The organism is Lachnoclostridium sp. An76 (assembly GCF_002161355.1).
In the GTDB taxonomy this organism is placed as follows: domain Bacteria; phylum Bacillota; class Clostridia; order Lachnospirales; family Lachnospiraceae; genus Mediterraneibacter; species Mediterraneibacter caccavium.
The window spans coordinates 1-14,750 of record NZ_NFHL01000016.1; the positions used below are offsets into that span (position 1 = coordinate 1).

7 protein-coding genes, 4 rRNA genes and 1 pseudogene are annotated in these 14,750 nt (G+C 50.9%); all 12 read left to right on the top strand.

Annotation, left to right across the window (positions count from 1 at the left end; genetic code table 11):
• Positions 1-170: ribosomal RNA gene (locus tag B5G27_RS15545) — 16S ribosomal RNA — on the top strand; the annotation flags it as partial.
• Between the two features lie 184 nt (positions 171-354).
• A 5S ribosomal RNA gene (gene rrf, locus B5G27_RS15550) occupies positions 355-472 on the top strand.
• A 382-nt stretch (positions 473-854) separates the two neighbouring features.
• Positions 855-3,747 (top strand): 23S ribosomal RNA (locus B5G27_RS15555).
• Between the two features lie 354 nt (positions 3,748-4,101).
• Positions 4,102-4,953: a MurR/RpiR family transcriptional regulator gene (locus B5G27_RS15560; RefSeq protein ID WP_087179761.1), complete on the top strand. Its 852-nt coding sequence runs from the start codon at positions 4,102-4,104 to the stop codon at positions 4,951-4,953.
• A 355-nt stretch (positions 4,954-5,308) separates the two neighbouring features.
• Positions 5,309-7,243 (top strand): PTS fructose transporter subunit IIABC, encoded by a 1,935-nt coding sequence (locus B5G27_RS15565; RefSeq protein WP_087179762.1) that lies wholly within the window; start codon positions 5,309-5,311, stop codon positions 7,241-7,243.
• Positions 7,244-7,284: 41 nt separating this feature from the next.
• Positions 7,285-7,953, top strand: coding sequence for a ribose 5-phosphate isomerase A (rpiA, locus tag B5G27_RS15570; RefSeq protein ID WP_087179763.1), 669 nt, complete (start codon positions 7,285-7,287; stop codon positions 7,951-7,953).
• A complete protein-coding gene (locus B5G27_RS15575; protein WP_087179764.1) occupies positions 7,953-8,924 on the top strand; it encodes a Gfo/Idh/MocA family protein in 972 nt (323 codons plus the stop codon). Before rpiA ends, B5G27_RS15575 begins: the two co-directional genes overlap by 1 nt.
• 55 nt (positions 8,925-8,979) lie before the next feature.
• Positions 8,980-9,762 (top strand): HAD-IIB family hydrolase, encoded by a 783-nt coding sequence (locus tag B5G27_RS15580; protein ID WP_087179765.1) that lies wholly within the window; start codon positions 8,980-8,982, stop codon positions 9,760-9,762.
• A gap of 94 nt (positions 9,763-9,856) precedes the next feature.
• Complete coding sequence (pfkB, locus tag B5G27_RS15585; protein WP_087179766.1) at positions 9,857-10,765, top strand: 1-phosphofructokinase; 909 nt, start codon at positions 9,857-9,859, stop codon at positions 10,763-10,765.
• A 493-nt stretch (positions 10,766-11,258) separates the two neighbouring features.
• Positions 11,259-12,374 carry a hypothetical protein gene (locus tag B5G27_RS15590; protein WP_242958339.1) on the top strand — a complete coding sequence of 372 codons (1,116 nt, stop codon included), beginning with the start codon at positions 11,259-11,261 and terminating at the stop codon, positions 12,372-12,374.
• A pseudogene (locus B5G27_RS15595) lies at positions 12,308-12,568 on the top strand (DapH/DapD/GlmU-related protein); the annotation flags it as partial. The gene B5G27_RS15590 and the pseudogene B5G27_RS15595, both read left to right, overlap by 67 nt.
• Positions 12,569-13,310: 742 nt before the next feature.
• Positions 13,311-14,750: ribosomal RNA gene (locus B5G27_RS15600) — 16S ribosomal RNA — on the top strand; the annotation flags it as partial.

Consider the following 14,750-nt stretch of genomic DNA (forward strand, 5'->3'; position numbering starts at 1 on the left):
GAATACGTTCCCGGGTCTTGTACACACCGCCCGTCACACCATGGGAGTCAGTAACGCCCGAAGTCAGTGACCCAACCGTAAGGAGGGAGCTGCCGAAGGCGGGACCGATAACTGGGGTGAAGTCGTAACAAGGTAGCCGTATCGGAAGGTGCGGCTGGATCACCTCCTTTCTAAGGAAAAGAAAAGAAGTAAAGAGCTGTTGTCTATTGTTGAGTTGTCAGGGAGAGGAAAACGAGCGATGAACACGCGGCAAGAGGGTGCGGGTTCACCTTACTAGGCTCAAAAAGACTTCGCCAAGTGCGGTGAACAAGCCTAGTTCTAGGCTCGAAAAAACCTCGCCAAGAACTCAGGCTTTTTGGTGGCGATGCGTTCAGGGGCAACACCCGTTCCCATCCCGAACACGATGGTTAAGACCTGAACGGCCGATGGTACTGCACTGGAGACGGTGTGGGAGAGTAGGTGGCCGCCAATTTAAAAAAAGAAAAACGGAGGCAGAACCGCTGCCGAAGTTAAAAATAAATACAGGCATGGGCGGACAACAATCCGCCGGGCCAACCCAATCAGCAGGGCAGTGCTGTGGAAACTGGTTTCACCAGTGATTAGAGGTCTGAAGATATTCAGGTTTCTAATGACTGATGAAAAGTCAGTCAGGAGTGTACCTTGAAAACTGCATACAGAGAAGATCAATTGATGATAAGAATATCTTATAAATCAAGACATCCGAGGTAATGTTATTAACAACATTAACAATACAGTCTGAAGAAAACAGACTCAAATAAAATTGGCCTATTGCCAACACATATAACGCTATATATGTGTAGAGGAGTCCTCATTCCCGTGAGGACGAATCGTTTGGTTATGCTGATAAGAGCGTATGGTGGATGCCTTGGCACTAAGAGCCGATGAAGGACGTGATAAGCTGCGAAAAGCTTCGGGGAGGGGCAAATACCCATCGATCCGGAGATCTCCGAATGGGGAAACCTGGCTGAGCAGACCTCAGTCATCCCTAAGCCAATCCATAACTTAGGGAAGGGAACCCGGTGAACTGAAACATCTAAGTAGCCGGAGGAAGAGAAAACAACATGTGATTCTGTGAGTAGCGGCGAGCGAAAACGGAAGAGCCCAAACCATGGTGCGTGCACCGTGGGGTTCGGACCGCGGAATTGATCCAGCAAGTTTAGCAGAACAGTTTTGGGAAAGCTGACCAGAGAGGGTGAAAGTCCCGTAAGCGAAAGATGAGCTGGCATGGCGGTATCCAGAGTAGGTCGAGACACGTGGAACCTTGACTGAACATGCGGGGACCACCCCGTAAGGCTAAATACTCCTTAGTGACCGATAGCGCATAGTACTGTGAAGGAAAGGTGAAAAGGACCCCGGGAGGGGAGTGAAAAAGAACCTGAAACCATATGTTTACAAGCTGTGGAAGAACTTTATATGTTCAACCGCGTACTTTTTGTAGAACGGTCCGGCGAGTTGCGCTGGCTGGCGAGGTTAAGGACTGAAGGTCCGGAGCCGAAGGGAAACCAAGTCTTAATAGGGCCACAGTCAGTCGGAGCAGACCCGAAACCGGGTGATCTACCCATGTCCAGGTTGAAGTTGCCGTAAAAGGCAATGGAGGACCGAACCCACATCCGTTGAAAAGGGTGGGGATGAGGTGTGGGTAGGGGAGAAATTCCAATCGAACCCGGAGATAGCTGGTTCTCCTCGAAATAGCTTTAGGGCTAGCCTCATACGAGTCTTGCGGAGGTAGAGCACTGAATTCCTGCGGGGGCGTCAAAGCTTACCAAGGGATATCAAACTCCGAATGCCGTGTAGATGATGTATGGGAGTCAGACTGTCCGAGATAAGTTGGGCAGTCAAAAGGGAAAGAGCCCAGACCTGCAGCTAAGGCCCCAAAATGTGTGTTAAGTGGAAAAGGATGTGGGATTTCGAAGACAACTAGGATGTTGGCTTAGAAGCAGCCATCCATTAAAAGAGTGCGTAATAGCTCACTAGTCGAGAGGTCCTGCGCCGAAAATGTCCGGGGCTGAAACACACTGCCGAAGCTCAGGAACTTACGAACGTAGGTTGGTAGAGGAGCATTCTTAACGGGACGAAGCGGTACCGGAAGGAGCCGTGGACTGTTAAGAAGAGAGAATGCCGGAATGAGTAGCGAGAGGAAGGTGGGAATCCTTCCGGCCGAATATCTAAGGTTTCCAGGGTAAAGCTGATCTGCCCTGGGTAAGTCGGGACCTAAGGCGAGGCCGAGAGGCGTAGCCGATGGACAACAGGTTGAGATTCCTGTACTATCCTGTAACAGAACTGTGGGGACGCAGAAAGAGAGCGTGGGCCGGGAATGGAAAGACCGGTGCAAGCGAGGTAGGAGTCGCACAGGCAAATCCGTGCGGCAATCCGAAGACGTGACGCGGACCGAAAACAAGTAGGGAAGCACGTGAGCTGGCTGCCAAGAAAAGCCGCTATTGTTTGCAGGATACCCGTACCGTAAACCGACACAGGTGGATGAGGAGAGAATCCTAAGGCCGACGGGAGAAGCATTGTTAAGGAACTCGGCAAAATGACTCCGTAACTTCGGGAGAAGGAGTGCCAGGGAGACCTGGCCGCAGAGAATTGGCCCAAGCAACTGTTTAGCAAAAACACAGGTCTATGCGAAACCGAAAGGTGAGGTATATGGGCTGACGCCTGCCCGGTGCTGGAAGGTTAAGGGGAGAGGTTAGCGCAAGCGAAGCTTTGAACTTAAGCCCCAGTAAACGGCGGCCGTAACTATAACGGTCCTAAGGTAGCGAAATTCCTTGTCGGGTAAGTTCCGACCCGCACGAAAGGCGTAATGATTTGGGCACTGTCTCAACAATGCACCCGGTGAAATTGAAATACCAGTGAAGATGCTGGTTACCTGCGCCAGGACGGAAAGACCCCATGGAGCTTTACTCCAGCTTGATACTGGGATTCGGCATTGCATGTACAGGATAGGTGGGAGGCTTTGAAGTGGTGACGCCAGTTGCCATGGAGCCGCTGTTGGGATACCACCCTTGCAGTGTTGGGTTTCTAACCAGCAGCCGTGATCCGGCTGGGGGACAATGTCAGGTGGGGAGTTTGACTGGGGCGGTCGCCTCCGAAAGGGTATCGGAGGCGCTCAAAGGTTCCCTCAGAATGGTCGGAAACCATTCGGAGAGTGCAAAGGCAGAAGGGAGCTTGACTGCGACACCGACGGGTGGAGCAGGTACGAAAGTAGGACTTAGTGATCCGGTGGTATAAAGTGGGATTGCCATCGCTCAACGGATAAAAGCTACCCTGGGGATAACAGGCTTATCACTCCCAAGAGTTCACATCGACGGAGTGGTTTGGCACCTCGATGTCGGCTCATCGCATCCTGGGGCTGTAGTCGGTCCCAAGGGTTGGGCTGTTCGCCCATTAAAGCGGTACGCGAGCTGGGTTCAGAACGTCGTGAGACAGTTCGGTCCCTATCCGGCGTGGGCGTAGGATATTTGAGAGGAGCTGTCCTTAGTACGAGAGGACCGGGATGGACTGGCCGCTGGTGTATCTGTTGTTCCACCAGGAGCATAGCAGAGTAGCCAAGCCGGGAAGGGATAAACGCTGAAGGCATCTAAGCGTGAAGCCCCCCTCAAGATGAGATATCCCATAACGTCAAGTTAGTAAGACCCCTTGAAGACGACGAGGTAGATAGGGCAGAGGTGGAAGTGCAGTAATGCATGGAGCTGACTGTTACTAATCGGTCGAGGGCATAACCAAAAGCAGAGCACTTAGGGAAGGCAAGCGAAGCGCAGGCTGAGCTTAGTGCGAGCTTTGTTCGAAGGAGCTTAGCGAGGTTCTTTCGAGCTTAGCGATCCGAACTTCCTTGTGTGCGGAACGCACGGTGATAGGTAAGATGGATGATGATTCTTTGTATGTAGTTTTGAAGGTATACGGACAATTTCACAGGAATGAGAGGGAGCGCCCGGAGGAGAAATCTTCCGGGCGCTTTTGTGTGATACGCCGGGCAAGCGTTTTCCCCTATCCGATTATATAATCCTGCGAAAGTAATTGACATTTTCATAAAATAAGATATCATAAACTGTGAAAATAATTTTCGTAGTGGAGGATATCATGGAAAAGCAGCAGTCAGTGATGGATACTATCAATATCAGATACGACAGTTTTTTTGAGCAGGAGAAAAAGATCGCAAACTATATCATGCAGCACCACAAGGATGTGGTGAATATGACGATCGGGGAGCTGGCGGAGGCGAGCGGCGCAAGCGTTGCTACGGTATCCCGGTTCTGCCGGAAGTGCGATGTGGACGGTTTCCATCACCTGAAGATCAGCCTGGCGAAGGAGATTGTCGAGGGAGACCAGGAAGTTGCGGTGTCTAATGACATTTCCAGAAAGGATATCGGACAGTCTCTGCAGAATATCCTTGCCAACAAGGTGGAGGAGCTGAAGCAGACAGTTTCACTGATCAATGAGAAAGAGCTGAATGAAGTGTTGGACCACATCCAGAATGCGGGAACAGTCCAGCTTGTGGCAGTGGGAAATACGATTCCCGTGGCTCTGGACGGCGCGTTTAAGCTCAATGAGATCGGGATCCGCGCGGCAGCGGGAACCATATGGGAGACGCAGCTTGCATTTTCTCTCACGCTGAAACCGGGGGACGTAATGATCGCAATTTCAAATTCCGGTGAATCCCGGCAGGTTGTGAAAATGGTCAGAGAGGCGAAGAAAAGCGGCGTCACCACTGTCGGGATCACGAACAATCCACGTTCTGCGATCGGAAGCAGTGTGGATTACCATATCCAGACTGCCACAAGGGAGAAACTCTTCCTAAATGAATTCTGCTTTTCGAGGGTATCGGCAATGACTGTGATGGAGATCCTCTACCTGTTCCTCACAGTCGGGCAGGAAAAGAGTTATGACAGGATGAGCAGGTGTGAAGGTCTGATCGCGGATGAAAAAGTATGATCCGTGAGACAGAAGCGGGACGGAAACTTGCTATAGGAAAGTTCGAAGAGGATGAAAAAAATTTTCTCATAAGCAGGATGACGAAGAATGGGACAGCGGTTTATTTTAGCAGGTCTTGTAAAAGAGATTGTATAAAATGCTAAAAGAAACCGCTGTTTTTGACCTTTTTTACGTGTGAAATTAGTTAAAATGAAGAAAAATAATTTTCGCATAAAAATAAATTGACAAAAATAATTTTCGCGAATATACTTAGGATAAGAAAAGAAATATCGCGATATAAAATTTCTGAGAAAATTATTTACACAAAGACTAAAAAGAGCAGACCGGAGGAAAAGCAGGGATTGGAGGAAAGAAAATGAGGATCAGTGAATTGCTCAGTCTTCAGGCAATCGACCTGAATACAAAAGCATCTTCCAAGGCGGAAGTGATCGATCACATGACGCGCCTGATGGAGAAGGCGGGAAATCTGAATGACAGAGAGGCTTATAAAAAAGGCGTACTTGCCAGAGAAGAGGAAGGCACCACAGGGATCGGCGAGGGGATCGCGATCCCTCATGCGAAATCAGCGGCAGTGAAAAAAGCCGGACTTGCAGCAGCAGTGATAAAGGACGGCGTGGACTATGATTCATTGGATGGAGAACCTGTGGAGCTTGCGTTCATGATCGCGGCGCCCGAGGGAGGTGCGGATACACATCTGGAAGCACTTGCGCGACTGTCTACAATGCTGATGGATCCGACTTTTAAAGAGGAGCTTGTAAACGCAGAGTCGCCGGAAGCATTTATCCGTATCATTGATGAGAAGGATGACGAGCTGGACGGAAAGAAAACAAAGGATGCCGCGGAGATGGCGGCGAAAGGCTACCGGGTCCTGGCGATCACTGCCTGCCCGACCGGGATCGCCCACACCTTTATGGCGGCGGAGAGCCTGGAGAATAAAGGAAAAGAGATGGGGATCCCGGTGAAGGCGGAGACCCAGGGCGCAGATGGAGCGAAAAATGTCCTGACAGCCGAAGAGATCAAAAACGCGGAGTGCATCATCATTGCCGCGGATAAGAATGTAGATCTGTCAAGATTTGACGGGAAGCCTGTTATCAGTGTGAAGGTGGCGGACGGGATCCACAAAGCGCAGCAGCTCATAGACGAGGCGGTGAGCGGAAATGTCCCGCTCTATCATCACTCGGGCGCTGCCGTTGCGGCAGAGGCTTCCGTGGAAAATGAAAGTGTTGGAAGAAAGATCTATAAAGATCTGATGAACGGGGTGTCCCATATGCTTCCCTTCGTGATCGGAGGCGGTATCCTGATCGCCCTGGCGTTCCTGCTGGATGATTACAGTATCGATCCTGCGAATTTCGGTAAGAACACTCCCGTGGCGGCGTATCTTAAGACGATCGGAGAGTTCTCTTTCAATATGATGCTCCCGGTGCTGGCAGGATATATCGCCATGAGCATCGCAGACCGTCCGGGACTGGCGGTCGGATTCGTGGCAGGGCTTGTGGCAAAAGCGGGAAGCACCTTCCTGAATCCGGCAGGCGGCGAGGTGAACGCAGGTTTTCTGGGAGCCTTGTTTGCTGGATTTGCAGCGGGATATGTAGTGATCGGGCTGAAGAAGCTGACCTCCAGGTTCCCGCAGTCCCTGAACAGCGTGCGCCCGATGATCATTTATCCGGTGTTCGGGATCCTGATCGGCTCTGTGGTGACGACTTTGATCAATCCGCTCATGGGTATGATCAATGACGGCCTGACCGGTGTTCTGAACAGCATGCACGGCACGAGCAAGGTGCTCCTGGGAATCGTGGTCGCGGGAATGCAGTCCGTGGATATGGGCGGTCCTGTGAACAAGACGTCCTATGTATTTGCCACTTCCCAGCTTGCGGAGGGGAATTTCGAGATCATGGCAGCGGTTATGGCAGGCGGAATGATCCCGCCGCTGGCGATCGCCCTGTGTACGACATTCTTTAAGAACCGCTTTACGAAAAAAGAGAGAGAATCAGGAATCGTTAACTATCTGCTGGGGCTGTCCTTTATCTCAGAGGGGGCGATCCCGTTCGCGGCAAGCGATCCGCTCAGAGTCATCCCGTCCTGTATCGTAGGGTCTGCTGTGGCCGGCGGGCTGTCCATGTTCTTCGGGTGCACGCTCAGGGCGCCCCACGGCGGGATCTTCGTGCTCCCGACGATCGGCAATCCGCTGATGTACGCATTGGCGATCCTGATCGGCGCTGTGGCAGGGTGCCTGGTGCTGGCGGCTCTGAAGCGTCCGATCAAGGACAATGCTATAGAGACGGCGGAATGAACTGTCGGGGATAAAAACGGCGGAAAAGGAGTAGAATCAGTATGAAACAGAAATGCGCGAAAAGAGCGTATGAAATGATACAGGATAAAATGACTGTAGGACTGGGCGGCGGCTCGACCGTTGCCCTCCTGATCCGGGAGATCGCAGGAGGAAAGAAGCAGGTCCGGGCGGTGACCCCGTCCCAGGATACGATGGATCTGTGCGTGGAATACGGGATTCCGGTACAGCCCCTGGAAATGACCCCGCGGATCGATATTGCATTTGACGGCTGTGATGAGGTTGACCGTGAACTGAATGCGCTGAAAAGCTGCGGAGGGATCCATACAAGAGAAAAGATCATGGCAGCAATGGCGGATGAGTATATCCTTCTTGCCGATGAGGGAAAGCTGAAGGAAAGGCTGGAATTTCGGTTTCCCGTGACCGTAGAAGTGCTGCGCCCTGCAAGGCAGTATGTGAAGAGCTGTCTTGAAAAGCTGGGGGCGGAAGTGACAGAACGGCGCTCAGATAAGAAAACAGGGGTGGTCATAAGCGATGATGGGAATTATCTGATGGAGGCGCATTTCCCTCAGGCGGAAGATGCGAAGGTTCTGTCAGATCAGCTGGACCGGATACCGGGCATTGCAGGCCACTCGCTGTTCTGCGGGCTTGCGGCAAAGGCAGTGATTGTAAAAGAAAACGGAATTGATATAATAGAAAAGGAGAGATCATGATGAGAAAACTCAACTGGGGAATCTTAGGGACAGGATGGATCGCTCACGAGATGGGAGAAGCGCTCAACGCGGTAAACGGAGAAATCTATGCAGTATGCGATGTGAATCTGGAATCAGCACAGAAGTATGCGGAGGAATTCGGCGTGCAGAAGGCATACGGCAGCGCGGATGAGATGATCGCGGATGAGAATGTGGACATCGTATATATCGCCACGCCGCACAACCTGCATTACCAGTTCATGCTGAAATCCGTACAGGCGGGCAAGCATGTATTCTGCGAGAAATCTATTACAGTGAACAGCAGGCAGCTCGAAGAGTGCGTGGCAGTTGCTGAAGAAAAGGGACTCGTCATCTGCGACGGGATGACCCTGCTTCATATGCCATTATATAAGAAGTTAAAGAAAATGATCGAGGGTGGCGCCATCGGCCATGTGAAGATGGTACAGGTGAATTTCGGAAGCTGCAAAGAATATGATGTAAACAACCGGTTCTTCTCAAAAGAGCTGGCAGGAGGAGCGCTTCTGGATATCGGAGTGTATGCCGCCTCATTTGCAAGATATTTCATGAAGAGCAGGCCGGATGTAGTCCTGACTACGGCAAATTATTTTGAGACAGGCGTGGATGAGACGAGCGGCATCATCCTGAAGAACCCGGACGGCCAGATGGCGGTCATGGCGCTGACCATGCGGGCGAAACAGCCGAAGCGGGGAGTCGTGGCAGGAGAGAAAGGGTTTATCGAGATCTGCGAGTATCCGAGAGCCCAGAAGGCGACGATCACATATACAGAAGACGGCAGGACAGAAGTTATTGAGGAAGGCAGGACAGAAGAGGCGCTTCAGTACGAGGTGCGCGATATGCAGGATTACGTGCTGAATCACGGCGGAAAGGAGAATCTCCAGATCATCCGGGATGTGATGCAGGTGCTGACCACAGTGCGGAACCAGTGGGGCATGGTCTATCCTTTTGAGTAAACGGCTCTGTAAAATGCAGATGCAGCCCCGGAGAGAAAGACAGGAGGAGACAGGATTGGAGAAAAAATATTTCTTTTTTGATATTGACGGTACACTGACGGACCGCAGTACGGGACAGATCGTGCCCTCTGCCGCGGAAGCTGTCCGAAAGCTGAAGGAGGCGGGACACTTTGTGTCCATTGCCACGGGACGCGCGTGTTATAAAGCAGAGAGGTTCCGCAGGGAAAATGGATTTGAGCATATGGTCTGCAACGGCGGGCATGGAATCGTATTCCGGGGAGAGCTTAGGGAGAACCGCCCTCTGGACTATGAGAAAGCGCTTGCCGTGTACCGGCAGGCCCTGGAACTGGGGTACGGAGTGTACGTGGCGCTGGATGATTCTGACAAGGTGTATGGCAGCAGCTTTCGGTTCTATGATCAGGCGGGGATGAGAAAAGAGCCGTCGGTGTATATCATTGACGAGAAATTTGACCTGGCGGATCATGACGCTATCTATAAAATGTATGTCTCCATCCCGGAATCTGAGGAAGAGCGCCTCACCCTGAAGGATACGGTGGGTCATCTCCGGTTTGAGAAAGAGTACCTGATGTTCCAGCCGGACGCGAAGCTGGACGGGATCTTAAGGATGCTGGATTACGCGGGCGGCAGACCGGAAGATACAGTAGTGTTCGGGGACGACTATAATGACCTGGTCATGTTTGACCGGCGGTTCTTCTGTGTGGCGATGGGGAACGGCTGTGATGAATTGAAGAAAAAGGCAGACTATGTGGCCGCGGCAAATGTGGATGACGGAATTTATAAAACCTGCGAAGAAAATGGATGGTTTGAGCCTATTTAACTCAATTTAAATGTATGTTAATGCGGCCTGATCATAGTGAATATGGCATGAGTGGATTTGATACCGCCTGCTCGGCGGTGGAATGGAGAAAGAGATGATTTATACAGTGACATTTAATCCCTCTCTGGACTATGTGGTCCAGGTGGAACATTTTCAGGGTGACGCGGTAAACCGCACTTCTGAGGAACATGTCTATCCGGGAGGCAAAGGGAATAACGTTGCGGTGATCGTGTCCAACCTGGGGATGAAGAGCAGGGCGCTGGGATTCAAAGCAGGGTTCACGGGCGCTGCAATGGAGCAGATGCTTCAGGAGTTTGGATGCGACACAGATTTTATTGCCCTGGAGGAGGGCGTGACACGGATCAATGTGAAAGTAAAATCGGATGATGAATTTGAGATCAACGGACAGGGTCCGCGGATACCGGACGAGAAGATCCGGCAGTTATATGAAAAGCTGGATGCACTCGAAAGCGGGGATGTGCTCGTGCTCTCCGGCAGCATACCAAACACACTGCCGGATGATATGTACGAGCGGATCATGGAACGGCTCGCAGGGACGGACGTGCGGATCAGCGTAGACGCCACGAAGGATCTTCTGCTGAACGTGCTGAAATACCATCCGTTCCTGATCAAGCCCAACAACTATGAACTGGGTGAGATGTTCGGAGTGACACTGGAGAGCGACGATGAGATCGCGGAGTATGCACGGAAGCTTCAGGAGATGGGAGCACGCAATGTGCTCGTGTCCATGGCGGGAGACGGGGCGATCCTGGTCGCCGAGGATGGGAGCGTGTTAAAGCAGCTTCCGCCGACGGGAGAGGTCGTGAACTCTGTGGGAGCAGGAGATTCCATGGTAGCTGGATTTCTGGCCGGGTATCTGAAAACAGGCAGCTACGAGGAGGCGCTGAAGCTAGGGACAGCGGCGGGGAGCGCGACCGCGTTTACTTCCTGGCTGGCGGATTCCGAAGCGATCGATAAGCTGTATAAAATCCTGGATATATAAAATTCTGGATATTATGGATAAGTAAAGAAAAGTCCGTTTTATCGTACACCTTATAGCGTAGACTGTAACCAGATCAAGAAAGCAATCTTAAAAGGTTACGGAGGCTGACACTATGAAAGGGTATACTACATCGGAAGGTTATATGGGTTATGTAAACGGGCGGTACATGCTTTTTGCAAGTGAAACGGAATACAGGGAATATGTCGAAGAGGCATAATCCACGTATGGATTAAACTTGCATCCGGCTGTCCGGCGGGGCTTGTCCTGCTGACAGCGGGAACAGTGGCCATGACAGTGCTGTGAGCAGGACAGCCCGGTAAAAAACTGTAAAAGGGTAACCGGTAAAAGGAGAACCACTTGGATCATAATTTCCCAGGTGGTTTTTCGTGTTGTTTACATAGGGCTGTTTTGATATAATCTGACATATACGGGGCGGGATTATGAGAGTTCAGGATGTATAAAGCAAGTTGACGCGAGGAAAGGATACAGAGTTATGCAGCTGCTATTAAAAGACAAGCCGATCTTAGATATACAGGAAAACGGGACATGCAGGATACTGGACTTTGACCGGCTCCCATTTGCACTGAGAAAAGAAAATATCACTTTTATTGACTTTGTCGAGTGGGCGTCCAACAGGACTTTATCCATTGGACGCAGCTATGCAAAGGAAATCTTGAATTCGCTCAGGCTTTCTCAGACGAACAGATTTGCTGTGTGCAAAGCGTGCCGGGGGCTGAGCCTTGAGGATGCGTACTGGATCCGGCAGGAGGGGGATGATAAGACATGGAAAGAAGTCAATCTGTTTCACAATCCATTCGCCCTCTTTGTCACTGAAATTTCTCTGTCAGGTACAAATATCCGATATACTGCAAGAGCAGAGGAACGTGCGAATATCCACACTCCGGAACTTACCACGATGGGAGTAAGTGCGAAAGGGTGGATCCGGCAGGAAGGGAAGCTCTTTCTCCATAAGGTCGGAAGGTACGAGATCCCTGCGGATCAGATCCTGACCGCGCTTGATATCCCTCATATCCATTATCGGATTTCGACGGAGGAGGAGATTTCTTCTTATCTTTCGGAAGAGCGAAAAGAGTGGATAGAAAGTGTAGGCGAAGCGGTAGTAAATTCTGAGCTGTTCACTTCGGAACATATATCTCTGGTGACATTTGAAGAGTTCCGGCTGTTTTGTTCCTATTATGGGATGAACCCATATTCGGAAGCCGAAAAGATGGACAGAGAGTTTTATCTGAAAATGCAGATAGTGGACTATATTTTGAACAATAACGACAGGCACGAACAGAACTGGGGATTCCTGATGGACAATGAGACAGGAAAACTGACCGGCTTCTGTCCGCTGTTCGACCATGACCATGCATTTGTAAGTTATAAAGACGTAATGTCCCAGACAGCGGAGACACAATTGACATTAAGAGATGCTGCCGTCAGGGCTCAGAAAGAGCTAAGGCTGAATCTGGACAAACTGGACGTAATGGAGCGCCCGCAGTTCCTGAGCGCTGAGCAGTGGGACGCAGTGCTTGGGAGAAGCAGTATCAGTTCAATATGCCGATACATATCGGAAAGAGATGCTGGATCGGGGCAGGCGCAGTGATATTTCCCGGAGTGACGATCGGAGATGATACAGTCATCGGTGCAGGGAGTGTCGTGACAAAGGATATCCCTGCAAATGTAGTGGCGGTTGGAAATCCATGCAGGGTCATGAGAGAAATCGGCGCGCATGACAGAAAGTACTATTATAAAGAAAGAGAAATAGATTACAGTACAATTTGCGAAATGCAGTACTAGACCGGAACGGAATGTATGGTCAACTTTATCCGGCAGAGATGTGTGCGGTACAGAAGAGTTCTTATGTATTTGGTTTCAGAATTGCGCAAATTGTCTGAAATAAATAAAAAACAAGAAAAACGTTGACAATTCCTTTTCGGGGTGATAAGATAGCACCTGTCGCTGATGACGGGGCCGAAAAAGCCGCAGAAAATCAGGTCGGCCGGAGACGCGGAGGCGGGACAGCCGGAGGCCAGAGAGCGGAAGAAGAGGAACCGGAGGCGTGGGAAAACAGTTGAAAAAACTTGTTGACAACGCTGTGCTGATGTGATAACCTAGACAAGCTGTCGCTGAGAGCTGACTGTAAAGGAAGCAGAACAGCGAAACAGAAAAAGAAAAAAGTTCTTGACAAACGAAATGAGCTTTGGTAGAATATTAAAGCTGTCGCTTAAAAAGAACGACAGGAACCTTGATAACTGAACAATAGACAACAACCCTTGAAAATTTCTTTGAAGAGAAAATTTCTAAGAACGTCATTGGACGATGAGGTTCGACTCCGTCGAACGGCTTTCACGCTAGATTCGTGAAAGACCTCATCAAGTGTTCAATGCCACAAACAGTAAAAAGGGAAAGAATTAGCTAGCAGTTAATTCTGACCCGGAGACAAACGGAAGCTCCGGCAGTTCTAAGCTCGTGGGAAACCTCGCTAAGAACATGCGGAGCGTATAAACGGTAAGGTCCGAAAAGACCGAACCTAACCTTTTTATACGAGAGTTTGATCCTGGCTCAGGATGAACGCTGGCGGCGTGCCTAACACATGCAAGTCGAGCGAAGCACTTTACTTTGATTCTTTCGGGATGAAGAGTGATCTGACTGAGCGGCGGACGGGTGAGTAACGCGTGGGCAACCTGCCTCACACAGGGGGATAACAGTTAGAAATGACTGCTAATACCGCATAAGGCCACAGCACCGCATGGTGCAGGGGTAAAAACTCCGGTGGTGTGAGATGGGCCCGCGTCTGATTAGCTAGTTGGTAAGGTAACGGCTTACCAAGGCGACGATCAGTAGCCGACCTGAGAGGGTGACCGGCCACATTGGGACTGAGACACGGCCCAAACTCCTACGGGAGGCAGCAGTGGGGAATATTGCACAATGGGGGAAACCCTGATGCAGCGACGCCGCGTGAGCGAAGAAGTATTTCGGTATGTAAAGCTCTATCAGCAGGGAAGAAACTGACGGTACCTGACTAAGAAGCACCGGCTAAATACGTGCCAGCAGCCGCGGTAATACGTATGGTGCAAGCGTTATCCGGATTTACTGGGTGTAAAGGGAGCGTAGACGGATAGGCAAGTCTGGAGTGAAAGCCCGGGGCTCAACCCCGGGACTGCTTTGGAAACTGTTTATCTAGAGTGCTGGAGAGGTAAGTGGAATTCCTAGTGTAGCGGTGAAATGCGTAGATATTAGGAGGAACACCAGTGGCGAAGGCGGCTTACTGGACAGTAACTGACGTTGAGGCTCGAAAGCGTGGGGAGCAAACAGGATTAGATACCCTGGTAGTCCACGCCGTAAACGATGACTGCTAGGTGTCGGGGAGCAAAGCTCTTCGGTGCCGCAGCAAACGCAATAAGCAGTCCACCTGGGGAGTACGTTCGCAAGAATGAAACTCAAAGGAATTGACGGGGACCCGCACAAGCGGTGGAGCATGTGGTTTAATTCGAAGCAACGCGAAGAACCTTACCTGCCCTTGACATCCTTTTGACCGGCGAGTAATGTCGCCTTTCCTTCGGGACAGAAGAGACAGGTGGTGCATGGTTGTCGTCAGCTCGTGTCGTGAGATGTTGGGTTAAGTCCCGCAACGAGCGCAACCCTTATCTTCAGTAGCCAGCATTTAAGGTGGGCACTCTGGAGAGACTGCCAGGGATAACCTGGAGGAAGGTGGGGATGACGTCAAATCATCATGCCCCTTATGGGCAGGGCTACACACGTGCTACAATGGCGTAAACAAAGGGAGGCGATACTGCGAAGTTGAGCAAATCCCAAAAATAACGTCTCAGTTCGGATTGTAGTCTGCAACTCGACTACATGAAGCTGGAATCGCTAGTAATCGCGAATCAGAATGTCGCGGTGAATACGTTCCCGGGTCTTGTACACACCGCCCGTCACACCATGGGAGTCAGTAACGCCCGAAGTCAGTGACCCAACC

Excerpts from the sequence above, each read along its gene's own strand:
- B5G27_RS15560 (WP_087179761.1), top strand. The coding sequence starts at position 4,102 with ATGGAAAAGCAGCAGTCAGTGATGGATACTATCAATATCAGATACGAC.
- rpiA (WP_087179763.1), top strand. The coding sequence starts at position 7,285 with ATGAAACAGAAATGCGCGAAAAGAGCGTATGAAATGATACAGGATAAA.
- B5G27_RS15590 (WP_242958339.1), top strand. The coding sequence starts at position 11,259 with ATGCAGCTGCTATTAAAAGACAAGCCGATCTTAGATATACAGGAAAAC.
- B5G27_RS15575 (WP_087179764.1), top strand. The coding sequence starts at position 7,953 with ATGAGAAAACTCAACTGGGGAATCTTAGGGACAGGATGGATCGCTCAC.
- pfkB (WP_087179766.1), top strand. The coding sequence starts at position 9,857 with ATGATTTATACAGTGACATTTAATCCCTCTCTGGACTATGTGGTCCAG.
- B5G27_RS15565 (WP_087179762.1), top strand. The coding sequence starts at position 5,309 with ATGAGGATCAGTGAATTGCTCAGTCTTCAGGCAATCGACCTGAATACA.